Below are 18,010 nucleotides of genomic sequence, written 5' to 3' on the forward strand. Positions count from 1 at the left end.
TCCTTTTTCACTCAGGCAGCATTGGATTCCTCTTCATACCGGCCCAAATATCCGATTGCTCCAGCTGATAGGCCAATTGCAGCAATTTGTCTTCCCGGCCTTTAGATGCAACCACCTGTACTCCAAGCGGCAGCCCTTTATCCGATACATGGACCGGAACTGACATGGCAGGCTGACCAGTCAGATTCGCCAATTGGGTGAACGGCGTATATGTAAGACTCGGCAGAAAAATGTCCCAAATAATTTGCTGCTGTTCCTCTTTTTTTGTATCGGTCATCTTTTTCCGCCAGTATGCCTGTTCCTCAGGTGAGTGGGACAGTTCCCCTACCTCTGGGGCCGTATACGCTGTGGTTGGTGTAATGAAAAAGTCATACGTCTGGTGGAGCGTCTCCATCTTTGCTGCAGCTGTATCCCAAGCAGCCAGACTTGATGAAAATCTCGCCGCCGACACTGATTTCCCAGCCTCATGCATCATCCACGTCTCTATCTCCACATCTTCAGGCGTTAGTTCTCTTCCCAGCGCCTGCTCCAGCTGTTGGGTAACAGAAGCTATTTCACCGCTGTTCATCACATAATAATGCTGCATCAGCTTCATGCCATCTACCGCGTGTCCGGTTTCTTCCACAACATGACCGGCCTTTTCCAGCCACCGGACTGTTTTCCGGACTGCTTCGTTTGCATCATCTGAAACGGGTGTTCCAACCGGGGATTGCGTTGTGAAAGCAATACGAAGCGGACGCCCCAATCGCTCGCTCGATTGCTCCAGGCTGCTTCGTTCCAGAAGTGGTGTGTGGAATGCTGCTTCAGGCTGAACCACTTGCAGAACATCAAGCAGTGCCGCACTGTCACGCACACTCCGGCTCAAAACAAAGTCAATCGACGCTCCTTGCCATTGCCGGCCCGCACCAGGTCCGACGGGGGTGCGTCCGCGTGTCGGTTTTAGTCCGAACAATCCAGTGAACGAAGCCGGGATGCGAATTGAACCGCCTCCATCACTTGCTCCTGCTGCCGGGACAACGCCTGAAGCAATCGCAGCGGCCGTGCCACCACTGGAACCACCTGGTGAGTGATTAGTGTTCCATGGATTCCTTGATGGTCCATACAGGGCAGGCTCTGTTATATTTTTCAGCCCGAATTCCGGGGTGTTTGTATGCCCCATCATGAGAAACCCTGCTTCCCGCAGTTTATTCACATAATTGGAATCATTTTCACTGATTGTATTCGCCAGCAATCCGGACGACGACGTGATCGGTTCTCCTGCCAGTGACTGAGACAAATTTTTCAGCAAAAATGGCACACCGGCAAAGGGCTGTCCACTCTTAACATTTTCCGCTTCAGCCAGCACCCGACTTTTTCTCTCATGGACAACAGCATTTAAGGATGGATTGACTTCCTCCAGACGCTGAAAGGCCATTTCCAGCAGTTTACGCGGGTGTATCTCATTCATCTGCAGCAATTCAGCCATATCTGTTGCCTGCAGCCGTGCATACGTTTCAAACTTCATCCAAATTCCCCCTGTTCAACTAATATCCTCCATTGTACCATGGGGTTGCATGATTTCCGACTGAGTAACGTATGAATTTGGCATCCCCTATTACCCCTTATTCTCTTTCTTCCAGGGCGGATCCCCGTGCTGATGAAGCTTTTGGTTCACTTTATAGATGGTGTACGGGATGATGAAAACGAAAAGTGCATTGAGAAACACCCACACATCCGGAATCCTGTCTAGCAGCATACTCCACATGCCTTTTCCCCCTTACTGCTTTGTCTGGTCGGCAGCACCCGTGGAATGGATGGTTACATTCGCTGCAGCATCGATGCTCGCTTTGGCAAAAAAATTGTCGCCGCGATCCCAATCCTTCCTGACTTTCTGCCATAAACCATAGTGATGTTTATGCAGATTCCGACCAATCCCGATAAAATCTGCTTTCCATTCGTTCTGGGCTTTTTGGATGGTTGTGTTCATCATCTGTTCCATTTTCTTTTCCGCTTTCTTTTCGATCGCACGGATTCTCCCATTCGTCCGTACACTCCTAGTGGCAAATGTCTCGGAGACTTTCGCCTCGACTTCGGTGCTGATGGAAACATTAATAGCCGATTTCGCTTTAGCGCGGATATCCATCGAACTATTCACCTGCATGAGTTCCAATGTTATAGTCTGGTCATCTAGCTCCACCTTAACCGTTCCGCTGTTTGTTTCACCAGTTATGAAATTGTAGCCCTTTGTTTCTTTTGCGTTCATTGTTCCAGCCATCCGGTTTTTATGGCCATGGAAAACAACCGCCCCCTGGTACTTAATTGAATTGCCTTTTTTGGCGATTTTTGGGACTATATAGCTTTTTTTACCTAACAGATTTTCATGCAATTCCCCAATCCGGAGAGGTTGAATGTTACCCGCATACTTAAAACTGTTGTCCATTACCGATTGAATATGCATGACAGGCAGTTTTTCATTTTCCGGGGTGATGTTCAATATCCCGGATGCATTTTCCTCAGCAATGACTACACTGACCCCCCGGCGCATTTCATGATCACGGATAAACAGATCCATCACGCTTTCAAACAGCTTGGTTTTTGCCAATTCACTCGAAACGGCAATCAGTTTCATATGCGGCAAATAAGGTGAGCGGCTCGTCATTGCTGCCATCTCCCGTTCAATTGCAATTAGGCTTTTACCGGACGCTGCTACATTGGCAAAAGCCGGTTTTTGCCCCGACGCTTGGCTTGGCGCGCCCAAACCGGAGGGTACGACAAATTGATTGGTCAGCTTAATCTTGTTTTCCTCTGTACCCTCATCCGGCAAATCTAGCGCAGCACCGACGACAAAGCCGCGATCTTCTATTTCCACCCGGTCCCAGCATCCGGCCAGGGGTATGACCACCAGCACAGCCGGAAGCAGACAAAGTCGTTTAAGATGGATCATTTCTTTTCCCACCCCTCACCTTTAAAACTATAAAAAGCAGAACTGTAACAGAAATAGTAATGGCATACCCGTATACGCTCACAATTGTACCGAATACGGCGATTTCATTTACGTTTTGCGGGAGCATACCGACAATATAAACCAGTGGAGACAGTGTGAAAATCAGCTGCATTTTGCGGTTCTTTTTAAACATGGAGTTCAGCGCAAACACAGCACTATCCAACGCCATGATGCACGTATTAAAAATAGCCATGATCCAAATGACAAAAAACAATGATTCAAATCGCTCAAAAAACCCGCCAGGTATCTCTACATCTTTTGCCAGCTCGACAGTAGGATATTGCAGGTTCCCAGCGGCTAGGTTGCCGAACACACCAATGCACATAATATAAATCATGATATACAACAAAACTGCAGTCACCATGCCGGCAGCAGCTTTCTTTGGAACGTTAGCAGGGCTTTTCACCAGGGAAGTGTAGAATAATAGGAATCCAAACCCCATAAACGAAAAGGCGCTCTGCTTAAATGCATCCCATTGACCGCTGTAGCCTGTCGTCAATACCGGGAGCATATTGCCTGGTTCAAACAGGCCGGTGGTAAACAGTACCAGGAGCAAGGAAATAAATACAATAAATGGAAAAAACATCATATTCAGCCGAAACAGCCCTGCTCTTGACCCGGCAACGGCATAGATAACGATTAATAAAAAGGTAAGGCCGACAACACCAAAAGGCGTTCGGCTGAACAAATACTGTTCGGCAACAGCCGCAATGACGCGAGTCTCATAGGCAGCAATCAACAACCCCTGTATGGACAATAGCAATGTTAACACTGTCCCAACAGGCTTTGACGTGATAAATGATGCATAAGAAATAAAGCTTTCTTGCGGAAATTTTGCCGCAAGCTTGGCCACCAGCCACGTCAAAAAAACAACAATAGCCCCTCCGATTGCCAGCGGAATAAGCCCATCCGCTCCATTCGTCTGGTCCGCAAGTGTCCTTGGCATGGAAAGCACCCCGACGCCGACGACAATGGAGGGAATGGCAATGAGAATCTCTTTGTCACTGATTTGATTATCCGCATACTCAAATTTTTTCATCAGCTAGTTTTCTCCTTTATCTGCGGATTTGTCATCATCAGGCTGTACATAGGATGGACGTTTTGTCCGCATGGTAATCGGCGCACGCAATACTAGGTCTTTCCAATCCTGAAAGAAACTTGGGGCAAACGGGCTGGAGTACGGCACACCAATGCTTTTTAAATTAACAATATGAATATTGATCATGATGTACACGAGTATGATCCCGTACAAGCCGAGAAAAGCAGCCGCAAGCATAAAGCCGAACCGGACTAGCCGGAATGAAATGGCTACACTGTATGCCGGGATGGAGAAGGAGGCAATGGCTGTTACTGCGACGACTATAACCATAATTGGGCTGACCACACCCGCCTGTACAGCGGCATCACCAATAACCAGCCCCCCGACAATCCCGATCGTCTGCCCGATTGTTTTCGGCAGACGGGCACCAGCTTCCCGCAGGAGTTCCATGGTAAGTCCCATAATGATTGCCTCAATGGCTGCCGGAAATGGGACACCTTCCCGGGTGGCAGCTATGGAGAAGGCGAGCTTTGATGGAACCATCCCCTGATGATAGGAAACGAGTGCAATATATAAAGAGGGCAGAAACATAGCGAGAAAGGCCGCCCCATACCTTAATACGCGAAGAAAGGTGCCAATTAGCCAGCGTTCATAGTAATCTTCCGGTGACTGGAGTGTGTTGCCCAACGTGACAGGCGCAATCAGAACAAACGGGGTACCATCCAGAATGATTGCAATTTTCCCTTGCAAAAGAGCGGTTGCAACCTTGTCAGGGCGTTCGGTATTCGAAAGCTGCGGAAAGGGGGATAAAAAGCTGTCCTCAATCCACTGCTCAATAAACCCGGATTCAGGTGCATCATCAAGGTCGATGGTCTCCAGCCGCCGATTGACTTCCTTCAAGATATCCGGGTGAACAATCCCCTCCACATAAGACACCACCAGATTTTTTTTCGAGCGGCGCCCTACCTGGTGAGTCTGAAACCGTAAATTCGGGTCGCGGATGTTGCGGCGGATTAGCATCATGTTCGTGCGCAGATCTTCAATGAATCCTTCACGCGGCCCCCGTATTAGTGTTTCCGTTATAGGTTCCTCGATCGAACGAGTTTCCCATCCTTTCACATCAAGAATCAGCACCTGACTAATACCGTCTAAATAAAGAATAGCACTGCCGTATAAAAGCGCAAAAGACACTTCATCCAGTGTCTTCCCACGCTCGACATCGCCAGTTGATACAAGTTCCTTTTCTATTTCATTTAGTAATTCGTTTCTGTTATGGTTTAATTCCTTTTTCTCCGACAACAGCTGCAGATTTTTCAGCACATTGCTGTTAATTTGCTGTTTGTCCGCCAAACCATCAATGAAGACAACGGCACAACGGTGGTTTTCCTGTCCAAGGGAAAATTTGCGAATGACAAGATCATTGGGCTTTTCCAGCATCGTTTCAATCGTTTCGAGATTCTTATCCAGGTTTTTATTCAAATGATCCGGAAATTCGATCGAAGGTCTTTTGTTTGATTGCTGCTTTTGCCTGCGTTTAAAAAAGGAACCCAACCCCATGTTCGTCCCTCCCATTTTTTGGCCGTTTCCCTTTGCTTTCCCTGAAACAAAAGATTTATACGGTATAAGACTTTACGTACAAGCCAAAACTAGCGTTACGAACTTTTGGAGGAGGAAGAGCTAATGACAGGAAAATCGGACATTCTTCCGGCAATGAGGCTTCCCGGTCTGTCTTTGCTGCATCAGTGTGGGCTGAGAATAAAGACGACTACTGCGGATATGTTTATTGGCGTTCTATTCAGGGCAATCAGGAAAAGTGAACAAGCGTGTCATTCGTTAACACTCAATTATTGCAAAGGACAGCCATTCCACTAGGGAAGCGTATGAAAAAAGGGTCCGGAAAAAATAGAGATAAACTGGAAATGTTACTATGGAGCATTGCCCTGCCAGGATTTGGCCAATTATTAAACGGAAAATATGTCAAAGGCATCATGTTTGTTTTTTTAGAGATCATTATAAATGTGTTGGGGAATTTTAATGAAGTGATTATTTTAAGCTTTCACGGTAATATTCAAGAAGCTGTCCAGCATACTGATTATCAGTGGCTGATGTTCTACCCGTGTCTTTATTTTTTTGCAATGTGGGATGCATACCGGGATGCGGAGGGCGTGAGCAGACCATATGCTTTTGTGCCATTTGTATTTGCTGCCTATTTCGTCACAGTGGGGTTAATTTTTTCCCCTCACTTTACAATTTTTGGAATACTTATTGGGCCCGTGTGGCTTCCCATTATCGGACTCCCAATCGGGCTGATTGTCGGCGGGCTGATCAGATGGCTATTGCTTAAGCGGATGGACAGCCGAAATGGAATGTAAAAAGGATTCTCATGCACGGCTTACATAAGAATCCATTTTTTAGCACTGTCCTTGCGTTTTTTTCTACGATAAGAATGGAGCACGATGATCATCACAACGAGTCCTGCAGCAGGGATGAGAAAGCCGGAAAAGTTAGCACCCAAAATGGCATTTTCTTTTGTACCGGGGCTCATAGCTTTGCTGTTCTTTTTCTTTGCCTCCTTTAGCTGAAAGGAGGCAATCGTTTCACCATGACTATCTGTAACCTTCAATTTTCCATCTGCCTCTGCCCTTTTCGTAAGCTGCTCATTCCGTTCATGCGTAAATGTGAGCTTTTCCGAAGCCTGGTATGTCCGGTTATCTATTTTGAATGAGGTCCCTTTGGCTATGGCCGAATGGGTAAAGGTAGAAAATCCGTAGTCCAAAAGCTTTTTCGTATCGTCGTATGCCTTTGACTGAAAATTGGAGTCCAGTGTGATGGCGATCAGGCTAAGATCATCCCGTTCAGCTGTTGTCGCCAGCGTGAATCCGGACTGATCCACAAAACCGGTTTTCCCGCCTGTTACCCCTTCATAAGGCATCTGGCGCATCATTTTATGATGGGTCAGCAATGTCGTATCCCAGGATGCTCCATTCCATTCAAGTTCCACTGTCCCAAAAATGTTTCGAAACACATCATTCCTGATGGCATACTGCGTAATCTTAGCCAAATCACTTGCGGTGGTAACATGGTCCGGGTCAAATAGGCCATGCGGATTTTCAAAATGTGTATCCTGAACGCCGACTTTTTTCTTTAAATATGCATTTAAATCTGAGGCGAATTTATCTACGCTGCCGCTTAGATGTTCGGCTATGGCAACACCTGCATCATTGCCGGAATTAATCAAAAGCCCCTGGATCAGTTTCTTCAGTGTCACTTTTTCTCCTTTTTCAAGATACACTCTAGTTCCATCGATATTTCTAGCCTTTTCACTGACCATCGCAATGCTATCCAGATCCCCATTCTCAATGGCGTAAATGGCTGTTGCGATTTTAGTTAAACTGGCAGGGTACATTGCATCATTAGCATGTTTGGCAAAAAGAATATCACCAGTGTCTGCGTCCATCATGACAGCCGCTTTACTTGTTAAAGACGGGGGCCCGGTATCCGATGCTGCTTGTACCGTTGACGTGAAGAGCGGACTTGCGATTATACTGATTAGTAATAGTAAAAACAGTTTTTTCATGATTACACCTTGTTTCTATAAAGATCCTTGTCTATTTTAAAATGATTTTTGTCTTTATACAGCAGGATTGACTTAATTGTAATGGAATTTTAATATTCCACATGGGGCAGCCGAACTTGAATGGGAAAATTATGTTATATCCAAGGCGAATTTGATTGCCGTTGGACAGGAAAGAATAAACGCATAATTATTAAAGGACGTGTTTGCAGATGACGACAGCCAATCCAGCCGTATGCTTTAAAAGCGTGCATTTTTCCAAGGAAGGTACGCACATTTTGCGTAATGTTACCGGCGTATTTCCAAAGGGCCAGATTACAACCGTTGTCGGCCCATCCGGTGCTGGAAAAACGACCTTGTTTAAGCTGTGCAATGGACTGGACTCACCCAATGACGGCGATATTTTCATCCATGATTCCAGCATCAGCAGCTATAACCCCGTTGAATTGCGCAGGAATGTCGGCATTGCATTACAAAAGGCAACCATGATCAGCGGAACAGTGGAAAAAAATCTCGCCCTGCCGCTCCAGCTGCAGGGAAAAACACTGTCTGATGAGCGGGCGGGTGAACTGCTGGATATTGCCGGCCTGGATGCATCATTCCTTGATCGGGATGTAAAAGACTTATCCGGCGGGCAACGGCAAAAATTATCAATCGCAAGGACGCTCGTCAATGAGCCGGATATCTTATTGCTCGACGAAATCACATCCTCTTTGGACAGTGTATCCCGGCAGGATGTTGAGAAACTGATCACAGCGATTAACCAGGATTATGGCACGACAATTGCCTGGATTACACATGATCTGCAGCAAGCACTTACAATTGGCGATTACACGTGGGTGATGATGGATGGGGAAGTAGTGGAAACCGGTGAGAGCAATTTTCTGATAGAGCCGCAAAGTGAGCGTGTGAAGCAATTTGTGGAGGGTGAAGTTAAATGAGTTACCTGACATTATCCATTTCACTGTTATTCGTCATCATCCCGCTTGTCTTGTCCAAAACGTTAAACCTTGGGCTGGAAAAAGACACGTTGATTGCGGCAGTACGGTCCATTATTCAGCTGCTTGCCGTTGGGTACGTGCTGCAATTTGTCTTTGACTCGGAAAATATGATTTATATTTTGCTGATGATTGTTCTGATGATTGCTGCTGCAACCCATAATGCACAAAAAAAGGGGGCAGTTATTCAAGGCATTATTTGGAAACTTGTCGTCACGTTCGTTTTTGTGGAAGTGCTAACCCAGGGCATTTTACTCGGCTTGAATATTACCCCCCCAACCGCCCAGTACATCATCCCAATCAGTGGAATGGTTGTAGGAAATTCAATGGTGCTGGCCATCCTGTTTCTAAACCGGTTTACATCGGAAATCGAGACACACCAGGACGAAACCGAACTCATCCTATCTCTCGGCGGCACGCCAAAACAAGCAATCCATTCACAGTTAATTGCCTCCATCCAGGCAAGCACCATTCCAACTATTGAAAGCCAGAAAACGATTGGACTGGTGCAGCTGCCGGGGATGATGAGCGGACAGATTATTGCGGGTGCCGATCCAGTCCAGGCCGTTTTGTTCCAATTGCTTGTGTTGTTCCTGCTATTGACGACTGCTGTTGTCACCAGTATCATGCTCGGCTATCTGTCGTATCCAACTTTATTTAATCAGCGCATGCAGCTGCTGAAATGAGCTGAACAGGGGATTGCTGCCTGTAAACGCTGCTGGCATGTGGAACCGCTGATAAAATGGGTTTGCGCGAGTTTTGGCCCGGGTCGCGCGACTTTTCTCGTTTTCGCGCGAGTTTCGACCCGGGTCGCGCGACTTTTCTCGTTTTCGCGCGAGTTTTGACCCGGGTCGCACGACTTTTCTTGTTTTCGCGCGAGTTTTGGCCCGGGCCGCGCGACTTTTCTTGTTTTCGCGCGAGTTTCGGCCTGGGTCGCACGACTTTTCTTGTTTTCGCGCGAGTTTCGGCCTGGGTCGCGCGACTTTTCTCGTTTTCGCGCGAGTTTCGATCTGGGTCGCGCGACTTTTCTCGTTTTCGCGCGAGTTTCGGCCAAAACTGCTGATAAGCCGCCACACTAAAAAGTTTCCCGAAAGCCGGCGACCCGGTCGGGAAACTTTTAGCTGGTTATTTTTTTCGTCTAATTCCGATCACACGGCCGGCTTCTTTTGGTTTTTCTGCCGGGGAATGGCTTTCCGCAAGTTCTTCAACCTTTCCAAACACATCGTCCGGAAATGGTGCAGCCCGACCGCTTTCCTGATCAACACCCATGAGCATCTGTTCACTCGTTGCAGCTCGTTTGCCATTTTCGCCGAATAGCTCATAGAAAACATGGGCGCGTTTGGCGTCATAATCAATAATCTGCATATGGACCTCAAATGGTTCACCGAGTTTCATTTCGTCAAGATAGCATACATGGCTTTCCATTGTATAAATGGTATACTTATGCTCATTCCGGAATTCGTCTGTAATGCCGATCATTTTCATGAACTGATCAACACCCCAGCTGAAAGCACGAACATATTCCGCATCATTCATATGTCCATTATAATCAATCCATTCTTCTGGCACCTCATGCTGGATAATTACTTTAGCGTTACTCATTCCAGTTCCTCCTTTCGCTCACCACCCGGGGAATCCTACAGCTTTCCTGACAGATTGGCGCCTGGCCAGTATTTCTCCAATAGCTGTTGGAGTTCAATTAAAAACGCGTCCCGGCGCTCTTCCAGTTTTTCCATCTCTACATCACCAGTCTGCGCTTCACAGCCGGTCACGACTTTCTCCGATAGTTCATCGGTTAGTTCCGGTGCTTCTAGTTTCGTCCATGGCAGTTTTAGGGCTGGGCCAAATTGTTCCAGGAGATGGCGCATACCCTGTTTCCCACCGCCCATATGCAAGGTCATGAACGGTCCCATCAGTGCCCAGCGCAGCCCCGGTCCATAAACGATAGACGCATCGATTTCTTCGGTTGTTGCCGCTCCATCGTTCACGATGTGCAGCGATTCGCGCCAGATTGCTTCCATCAGCCGGTCGGCAATATGGCCTTCAATTTCCTGACGAACCACGAGTGGTTTCATTTCCATTTGTTCGTAAAATTGTCTTGCCTTTTCCACAAAATGGTCATCCGTTTTTTCTCCGCCAACGAGCTCAACAAGTGGCATAAGGTAAACAGGGTTAAACGGATGCGCAACAATCACACGTTCCGGATGATACGCACAATCTGCCTGCAGTGTGCTAGGTAAAATACCAGATGTACTGGAAGCAATGACTGCTTCTTGCGGTGCGTGCTTATCAATTGACGCAATCACACCACGCTTTAATTGCTCGCGCTCAGGAACATTTTCTTGAATGAAGTCGGCTTCAGCCAATGCCTTTTCCAAGTCAGGTTCAAACGAAAGATTATCCTGGGAAGCCCCTTCTGCTAATCCCATTTTTTCCATAGATGGCCACGCACGTTCTACCGCGTCACGTGTGCGTGCCTCCGCTTCTGGATCAGGGTCCGACGCTACTACTCGGAAGCCGTTTGCTAAAAATCGTGTAATCCAACCGTTGCCGATAACGCCTGTCCCTACAACGGTCACTTGGGTAATCGATGATGCTGCTGTCATGTTAGTCTTCCTTTCTGTATGGGTTTAGTAAATTTAGTTCTTCCCGTGCTTCTGCCGGTGTCATGATGTCCGATCCAAGTGTTTCAACAATGCCAGCAGCCTTGTCTACGAGCTGTTCGTTTGTTGCCAGTTGACCTTTCTTCAAGTACAGGTTGTCCTCAAGGCCGACACGGATATTACCGCCTTGCAATATGGATTCGGCAACAATTGGCATTTGCATCCGGCCGATTCCGAACGCTGCCCAACGACCGTTTTCTGGGATACGGCTCTTCAAGTAAGCCAAAGTCTCTGCATCAGCTGCTGCGCCCCAAGGAATACCCAGGCAGAATTGAAACAGCGGATCGCCATCAATTAATCCTTCTTTCACGAGCTGATTCGCAAAACGCACATGGCCCGTGTCAAAACATTCCAGTTCCGGCTTAACGCCGCTTTCCTGAACAAGTTTTGCTTGTCTCCGGAGCCAGTCTGTCGGGCTGACATACAGCATATTGCCAAAGTTGGTACTACCGCAGTCCAGCGTGCACATTTCCGGGAGAAGCTCGCCAACCGGCTCATGACGCTCTTCCGGTGTCTGCATATCCGTTCCTTCGCCGCCTCTAGTTGGATCTTCATCACTCGGAACCCAGTCACCGCCGCCGCCTGAAGTGATATTAATAATCACATCTGTGTCAGCTTCACGGATTCGCTCCACTGTCTCACGAAACAGGTTTACATCATGGCTCAGCTGACCTGTCTTCGGATCACGCGCATGAATGTGGGCAATCGTAGCCCCTGCTTTAGCTGCTTTAATGGCCGAATCTGCTATCTCTTTCGGTGTTACCGGAACATCCGGGTTTTTAGACGTCGTATCTCCTGCTCCCGTCAATGCTGCTGAAAGAATTACCTTTTTACTCATTTGAATCTCCTCCTGTCCGTTGTTTTGGTACATGCTCAAATATTTCACCGCTCTCAAAAAAGTGCGTTACACGGCGTATCCAATCATAGTATTCTGTCCATTCATGAAGCTCGGCCAACAGTTCATTGATGGCCTGTTCATTTTCCTCCGTTATGTCCGGCTGCTGCTGAAGCTCATCAAGTTTCTTCTTCAGGCGCTGTTCAAAGTGACGACTCCGGTTGATGGCCTTTTGCCAAGTGGATGTAAAAAGTGAGATGAAAGTCTGGTAATAATCTTCTTCCACCTGGTACAGATCTTTCCGGACACCTTTCTTGAAAACACGTTCCGCGATATTCATATCAATCATTTCCCGGACAACCTGGCTCATCCGTGTTTTGCTCATTCCGGTTTCGGCTGACAATTCATCCAGCGTCATCGCCTCCCGGTTCATGTAAATAATTCCGAGAACACGGCCGACACTTGTCGCAGCCCCAAAGGCACTCATATTATCTGTTATTTTCTCAATGAATTGCGTTCTGACATCATCAATTCGTTCAGTATTGTTAACCATTTCAGCCACCTTTTTCAACACCCTTTTCCAACCATTTTGACTGCACCCGTATCACACCATTTTTCCAGAATGAAACTGCCTGTCACTTTATATATCAAATAATTTAGCGAAAACAGGCGTATATTAAATGCGAATGTTGATAAAGTTTACGTTGTATAATCAGAGCTCTGCAAGTGGAAGTATAATTTTTGAGTTCATTTCACCGCCCTGATGAACATACTCAGCATCGGTTTTTCCTTCACTATGTGTTTTGGTGGTCGTCCCATTGTTCAGATTGATATCGTAATGCGGGGCATTGCTTGCAGCTATATCCAACCGTATACAATGACCTTTTCGGACGAGATATGCTGTTGTTCCAATATCCAATTCCAGACAGACTTGTGTACCGGCATCCACTTTTTCCCGATGGAATGTATCCACGATATTATACGCCCGGCCAAATTCATCTACATCCGATATACGAATAGATACATCGAGCAATTCAGATGACGAACTCCCCCATATAACAGCTTTAACAGTACCAAACAGCTTACAGTCTTCACTGATAGGTTCACTAGTATAAACGAGCACATCTGACCTGTCCTGTATATGACTCACATCAAACATTCCTGATTCATTCCCGGCTATCAATACATTCCCGCCATATGCAGGAACAGGATTTTTTGGATCCAATTTCATCGCACTTTTTGTTTCATTTGGAGTTAACTCTGTACTCAGTTTTCCATCACCGTGAATAGTTTGTGAATTTCCACTGCTGTGTAGAAATAAATCCATCATTGCGGCCGGTTCTGGCCATTCATTAAAGGCATTCCACATTTCCTGTCCCATCATATATAGATGAACGTTTTTTTCAATAGAAAGTGGCTTTCCTTTCAGCCAATGATTGAACCAACGGATGTGTAAATCTGTCGGATCCGCAATTTCATCAACACCTATTTTCTTTTTAGCATGATCAAAAAACACTTCCCCGGCACGACCGGTCATCTCTTCATGTGTCCATGGGCCAATCCAGAGCATATTTGGACCGTTATATGCATGAAAGGCTTCCAGTGTTGGCTTCAGTAGAGCATCAAACCATCCGCCCATAAACAGCGCCGGCACCGAAATAGAGTGTAATGCCCGATGTAATTTTGTCTTTTCCATCCACCAGTCAGGCAATGTCCCTTTCATTACATCGAAGAAAAACGAATCTGGATCAAGATCTTTCATTGGATACCATTCATCAGCGGGGGCGTGATATAGCCATTTACTCAGCTCTTCTAAATAACGATGAAATTTATCGGTTTCATCCAAATTCCCCTTCCGCTTCAGCTGGTCCTCAACAATGGAACCCAACACCCATGTTTCAAATTCACCTGTTGCATGTGGGCTGTTTTCCCCACCAAGAATATCTCCCCATGGATCGGCCATTGTCATGACAGGCGCAATGGCCTTCAGAGATGGTGGTTTTTCCGCCGCGGCAGCCAATTGCGTATATCCGTGATAGGACATGCCGAACAACCCAACATTCCCATCGGAAAATGGTAGTTCAGCTGCCCATTCAACTGCTTCATAGCCATCCTTACCCTCATGTATAAAAGGGTAAAAGTCGCCGTCAGAAGCAAATCGGCCCCGTACATCCTGCAGTATCACCACGTATCCCGCTTCTACCATCCGCGGGACGTCCAAATACTCGTCGTAATAGCGCGGGGTTTCCTTGTCATACGGAAGACGCAGCATCAACACTGGATACCTTTGTCCATCATCAGGACGATATACGTCTGAACGAAGAACGACTCCGTCCGAAAGTGTGCAGGGAATATTCTTCTCTTTTATTATCCCGTTTCCGTGCATCTACATCACTCCCATTGCCGGCCAGCATCCCTATAGACCTGGGGGCATAACCAGGTCAAGGTGCTGCCGGGTTATACCACTTCTAGGATTTAGCCGGCTGTAACCTGCGCTCAATCCAGCCCATAATCAAATCAGCAATGATAGCCATCAGTGCTGTTGGAATTGCACCTGCCAGAATGATTGGTGTTCCATCCGTTGCATTCGTACCCGTTAAAATGATGGCACCAAGACCACCTGCACCAACGAATGCACCAATCGCGGCAATACCGATTCCAATGACTAATGCCGTTCTTAAGCCAGCCATAATAACACTGACTGCCAGCGGAAGTTCGACCATTCGCAATAACTGGAATTTAGTCATTCCCGAGGCATAGCCCGCTTCAATGACAGTGTTATCCACATCCTTCATACCGACATAGGTATTTTGCATAATAGGCAGTATTGAGTAAAGCATAAGCGTTACAATAGCAGTATTCGTACCGAGCCCCATAACAATCATGATAGCCGCCATCGCTCCTAGTGCCGGAATCGTTTGAATAATGCTTCCAAACGCCAACATCCAACTGCTCAACTTACTGTATTTGGCAATTAAAATACCAAGGGGGATGGAAATGATAGCCGCAAACAGCACTCCGTATGCCGCCATCAGAAAATGCCTATAAAACTGTGTCCAAATATAGAAGCCGTTTTGACTGACATAGTGAATGAATTCCTGCATTGCTTCCATGTTATTGTCCCCCCTTTCCTGCATCCTCAAAGTAGTCATTCTTTTCCAAGAACTGTTTGGCAACTTTTCGTGGGTTCGTTAGCTTAACATCTGCCTTATAATTTAGCTCCTGCATTTTTTCTGTGGATATCTGACCCGCAAGCCGTTCTGTAATAGATTTTATTTCGGGGTATTTTTTCAGAATATCATTCGCTATAACAGGAGAAGCATCGTAAGGTGGGAAGAATTGTTTTGTATCTTCCAGCACTTTTAAATCGAACTCCTTAATTCTTCCATCAGAAGAGTAAGCAAGTACAACATCCATATGACCGCTAGCAGCTGCTTGATATACCAAGCCAACGTTCATCGGAAAAACTTCCCCAAAACTGAAATAGGCTTCTTTGAATCCTTCATAGCCGTCTCCTTCGCGATTTATCCAGGCATTATCAACGCCAAAACGCAGTTCATCAGCATAAGGTTTCAAGTCGGATATAGTTTCAATATTATTTTTTTTCGCAAATTCTTGCCTAACGGCCACCGAATAACTGTTTTCAAAGCCATATGTCGGCGCCCATGTTTGATCAAAACGTTCTTGGAATTCTCGTTTTACGATTTTCAATGCTTTCTCTGGATCTGTAATTGGATCCATGCCGAGTGCGCCGGATATATCTGTCCCGGTATAGCGTGTACTTGATATATCAATGTCACCACGCTGCATACCCTGATGCTGGACAATGGATGATCCGAGATGTGTTACGAGATCAGTATCCGCATCTGTCTCTCGCTCAATCATAATAGATAGCATTTCCGCCAAGATTTCAGATTCTGATGTGGCAAGTGCACTAATTTTAATTGTTTCCTTTCCTGTACTTGCCAGCCCGGGCAAGGAACAACCGGAAAGCATTATCATCACGACGAATATGAGGATTGCTTTTTTCATTATTTTTTTCACGAGTTGTCACCTCCATTATTATGCTGCCTCCTGCGAGTCCTTCATTCCATCAGACGTAAGACTTCTTTCCAGTATCGCAAACGAACGGTCCGCAATCACAGCCAAAATAGTCGCTGGGATGGTTCCTGCCAAGATTAATGATGGCTTGTACAGATTCAGCCCATCAAAAATAAAATCACCAAGACCGCCGCCACCGATAAATGCTGCCAGTGCCGCCCAGCCAATCAAATAGACGGTTGACAGCCGAATGCCGGCCATGATAACGGGAATAGACAGTGGCAATTCCATTTTTATAATCGTTTGCCAGTTGCTCATTCCCATGCCTTTTCCTGCTTCAATCACCCCTTTATCAACATCACGTATGCCAATATAGGTGTTACGCAAAATCGGCAGCAGTGAATAAACAAACAAGGCAATAATTGCTGGCGCTTTCCCAACTCCCATAATGGGGATGAAGAATGCAAGAATTGCCAAGCTTGGGATTGTTTGTAAAATACCAATGAACGAAATAAAGCGGTCGGCAAATTTTGGAACCCTTGAAAGCATGATGCCAAGAGGTACAGCAACAATTACCCCAAGTACCATAGCCGCAACCGAAATATAAAGATGTTCCCATGTTTTAACCATCAGTTCATTTCCATGTGTAGATAAAAATTCCATCATCGTCCGTCACCTCCTATTCTGCTGTGGCTGCCACTTCGTCAAGCTCCATGCCATCGCCCCAGATTGTGTCATAAACAAGGTTTGCCAGTGTTGCACGGGTGACAATTCCTGTCAGCTGGTGAGCTTCATTGACGACAGGGACATATTTAATGCCACGGCGAAGAATTTTATGAACTGTATCACGCAGCAAACTTCCCTCATCCACAGAGAAAATATCTGCTTCCATTACTTCCTCAACATGATTCGCTTTTTTGTAATTCAGATTAATAGACTCGATATCTATAAAACCTTTCAGTGTATGGTCAGAATTAACAACCAGAAGGGAATCAACGTGCTTGTCCTTCATCGTAGATATCGCTTCTTTCAACGTTGTGCCAGTTTTCACAGTAACTGGGCAGCCTCCCATGATCTGTCCAACCGTTGTTACATCGGGACGGCCTTGAATGAGCCGGTCTTTACCAAGAAACTCCTCAACGAATTCGTTTGCCGGATTCCGCAGTATTTCGTCCGGCGTATCTGCCTGAACAACTTCACCATCGCGCATGATAACAACCCGGTCAGCCAGTTTCAGCGCTTCATCCATGTCATGAGTGACGAACACAATTGTTTTATCCAATTCCTTCTGCAGCTTTTTGAACTCTTCCTGCAGGGAGTCTCTTGTAATTGGGTCAAGCGCCCCAAACGGTTCATCCATCAGAATCAAAGGCGGATTTGATGCAAGTGCACGAAGCACGCCAATCCGCTGCTGCTGGCCACCACTTAACTCGTGCGGATATTTATCAAGATATTCTTCTGGCATATCAACCAATTTCAGCAATTCGCGAGCTCGCTGTTCTTTCTTTTCTTTTGGCCATTTCAGTAATGTGCCAACCAATACGATATTTTCCTTAATTGTCATATGCGGCATCAGCCCAATTTGCTGAATGACATAACCGATGGAACGGCGAAGTTCAACCGGATTCTGATCTTTAATGCTTTTATCATCAAATCGTATATCGCCGTCCGTTATATCAATCAGCCGGTTCACCATTTTCATTGTTGTTGTTTTCCCGCAGCCACTTGGACCGATAAAACAAACAAATTCACCCTTTTCTATTTTCAAATCAAGGTTCTTGACGGCGGGTGTTCCGTCAGCATACCGTTTTGTCACATTATTAAACTCTAACAATGCCCGACACCTCCATAAGTTCTTTCGTCTCAATCGCTTTCTC

Annotated in this window: 19 protein-coding genes; 4 read left to right on the forward strand and 15 right to left on the reverse strand. The window is 46.3% G+C overall.

Annotated features, from left to right (window positions below; translation table 11 throughout):
* Positions 1–7 precede the first annotated feature (7 nt).
* The 5 genes from ACFSUO_RS04565 to ACFSUO_RS04585 form a co-directional block, all read right to left on the reverse strand.
* On the reverse strand, positions 8–1,504 hold the full coding sequence (locus tag ACFSUO_RS04565) for an amidase (RefSeq protein ID WP_382391523.1): 1,497 nt from the start codon (positions 1,502–1,504) through the stop codon (positions 8–10).
* Positions 1,505–1,594: 90 nt separating this feature from the next.
* Positions 1,595–1,744, reverse strand: coding sequence for a hypothetical protein (locus ACFSUO_RS04570; RefSeq protein WP_382391525.1), 150 nt, complete (start codon positions 1,742–1,744; stop codon positions 1,595–1,597).
* Positions 1,745–1,756: 12 nt separating this feature from the next.
* The gene (locus ACFSUO_RS04575; RefSeq protein ID WP_382391527.1) at positions 1,757–2,923 is read right to left on the reverse strand and encodes a Ger(x)C family spore germination protein; all 1,167 of its coding nucleotides are present in this window, start codon (positions 2,921–2,923) and stop codon (positions 1,757–1,759) included.
* Positions 2,910–4,022, reverse strand: a complete 1,113-nt coding sequence (locus tag ACFSUO_RS04580) for a GerAB/ArcD/ProY family transporter (protein ID WP_382391529.1) — start codon at positions 4,020–4,022, stop codon at positions 2,910–2,912. Before ACFSUO_RS04580 ends, ACFSUO_RS04575 begins: the two co-directional genes overlap by 14 nt.
* Positions 4,023–4,025: 3 nt before the next feature.
* The gene (locus ACFSUO_RS04585) at positions 4,026–5,579 is read right to left on the reverse strand and encodes a spore germination protein (RefSeq protein ID WP_382391531.1); all 1,554 of its coding nucleotides are present in this window, start codon (positions 5,577–5,579) and stop codon (positions 4,026–4,028) included.
* A gap of 123 nt (positions 5,580–5,702) precedes the next feature.
* On the opposite strand from ACFSUO_RS04585, the gene ACFSUO_RS04590 reads away from it, so the two are divergent.
* Entirely contained in the window at positions 5,703–5,894 is a 192-nt protein-coding gene (locus ACFSUO_RS04590; RefSeq protein ID WP_382391533.1) for a hypothetical protein, read from the forward strand.
* A gap of 8 nt (positions 5,895–5,902) precedes the next feature.
* A complete protein-coding gene (locus ACFSUO_RS04595; RefSeq protein ID WP_382391535.1) occupies positions 5,903–6,394 on the forward strand; it encodes a hypothetical protein in 492 nt (163 codons plus the stop codon).
* A gap of 20 nt (positions 6,395–6,414) precedes the next feature.
* Here ACFSUO_RS04595 and ACFSUO_RS04600 read toward each other — a convergent pair whose 3' ends face one another.
* Entirely contained in the window at positions 6,415–7,599 is a 1,185-nt protein-coding gene (locus ACFSUO_RS04600) for a D-alanyl-D-alanine carboxypeptidase family protein (protein WP_382391537.1), read from the reverse strand.
* Positions 7,600–7,808: 209 nt separating this feature from the next.
* On the opposite strand from ACFSUO_RS04600, the gene ACFSUO_RS04605 reads away from it, so the two are divergent.
* The gene (locus ACFSUO_RS04605; RefSeq protein WP_382391539.1) at positions 7,809–8,537 is read left to right on the forward strand and encodes an ABC transporter ATP-binding protein; all 729 of its coding nucleotides are present in this window, start codon (positions 7,809–7,811) and stop codon (positions 8,535–8,537) included.
* Entirely contained in the window at positions 8,534–9,280 is a 747-nt protein-coding gene (locus tag ACFSUO_RS04610; protein WP_382391541.1) for an ABC transporter permease, read from the forward strand. The genes ACFSUO_RS04605 and ACFSUO_RS04610 overlap by 4 nt, the downstream gene beginning before the upstream one ends.
* 439 nt (positions 9,281–9,719) lie before the next feature.
* On the opposite strand, the gene ACFSUO_RS04615 is transcribed toward ACFSUO_RS04610, so the two are convergent.
* The 9 genes from ACFSUO_RS04615 to ACFSUO_RS04655 form a co-directional block, all read right to left on the reverse strand.
* The gene (locus tag ACFSUO_RS04615) at positions 9,720–10,196 is read right to left on the reverse strand and encodes a thioesterase family protein (protein WP_382391543.1); all 477 of its coding nucleotides are present in this window, start codon (positions 10,194–10,196) and stop codon (positions 9,720–9,722) included.
* Positions 10,197–10,231: 35 nt separating this feature from the next.
* Positions 10,232–11,200, reverse strand: a complete 969-nt coding sequence (locus ACFSUO_RS04620; RefSeq protein WP_382391545.1) for a 3-hydroxyacyl-CoA dehydrogenase NAD-binding domain-containing protein — start codon at positions 11,198–11,200, stop codon at positions 10,232–10,234.
* Position 11,201: 1 nt separating this feature from the next.
* Positions 11,202–12,095: a BKACE family enzyme gene (locus tag ACFSUO_RS04625; protein ID WP_382391547.1), complete on the reverse strand. Its 894-nt coding sequence runs from the start codon at positions 12,093–12,095 to the stop codon at positions 11,202–11,204.
* A complete protein-coding gene (locus tag ACFSUO_RS04630; RefSeq protein ID WP_382391651.1) occupies positions 12,088–12,645 on the reverse strand; it encodes a GbsR/MarR family transcriptional regulator in 558 nt (185 codons plus the stop codon). Before ACFSUO_RS04630 ends, ACFSUO_RS04625 begins: the two co-directional genes overlap by 8 nt.
* Positions 12,646–12,804: 159 nt before the next feature.
* The gene (locus ACFSUO_RS04635; protein WP_382391549.1) at positions 12,805–14,478 is read right to left on the reverse strand and encodes a CocE/NonD family hydrolase; all 1,674 of its coding nucleotides are present in this window, start codon (positions 14,476–14,478) and stop codon (positions 12,805–12,807) included.
* An 82-nt stretch (positions 14,479–14,560) separates the two neighbouring features.
* Complete coding sequence (locus ACFSUO_RS04640; RefSeq protein ID WP_382391551.1) at positions 14,561–15,205, reverse strand: ABC transporter permease; 645 nt, start codon at positions 15,203–15,205, stop codon at positions 14,561–14,563.
* 1 nt (position 15,206) lies between these two features.
* On the reverse strand, positions 15,207–16,124 hold the full coding sequence (locus ACFSUO_RS04645) for an osmoprotectant ABC transporter substrate-binding protein (protein WP_382391653.1): 918 nt from the start codon (positions 16,122–16,124) through the stop codon (positions 15,207–15,209).
* Between the two features lie 30 nt (positions 16,125–16,154).
* The gene (locus ACFSUO_RS04650) at positions 16,155–16,799 is read right to left on the reverse strand and encodes an ABC transporter permease (protein ID WP_382391553.1); all 645 of its coding nucleotides are present in this window, start codon (positions 16,797–16,799) and stop codon (positions 16,155–16,157) included.
* Between the two features lie 13 nt (positions 16,800–16,812).
* On the reverse strand, positions 16,813–17,967 hold the full coding sequence (locus ACFSUO_RS04655; protein ID WP_382391555.1) for a betaine/proline/choline family ABC transporter ATP-binding protein: 1,155 nt from the start codon (positions 17,965–17,967) through the stop codon (positions 16,813–16,815).
* Positions 17,968–18,010 lie beyond the last annotated feature (43 nt).

The sequence above is a fragment of the Lentibacillus juripiscarius genome (genome assembly GCF_042685205.1).
GTDB lineage: Bacteria > Bacillota > Bacilli > Bacillales > Amphibacillaceae > Lentibacillus > Lentibacillus juripiscarius.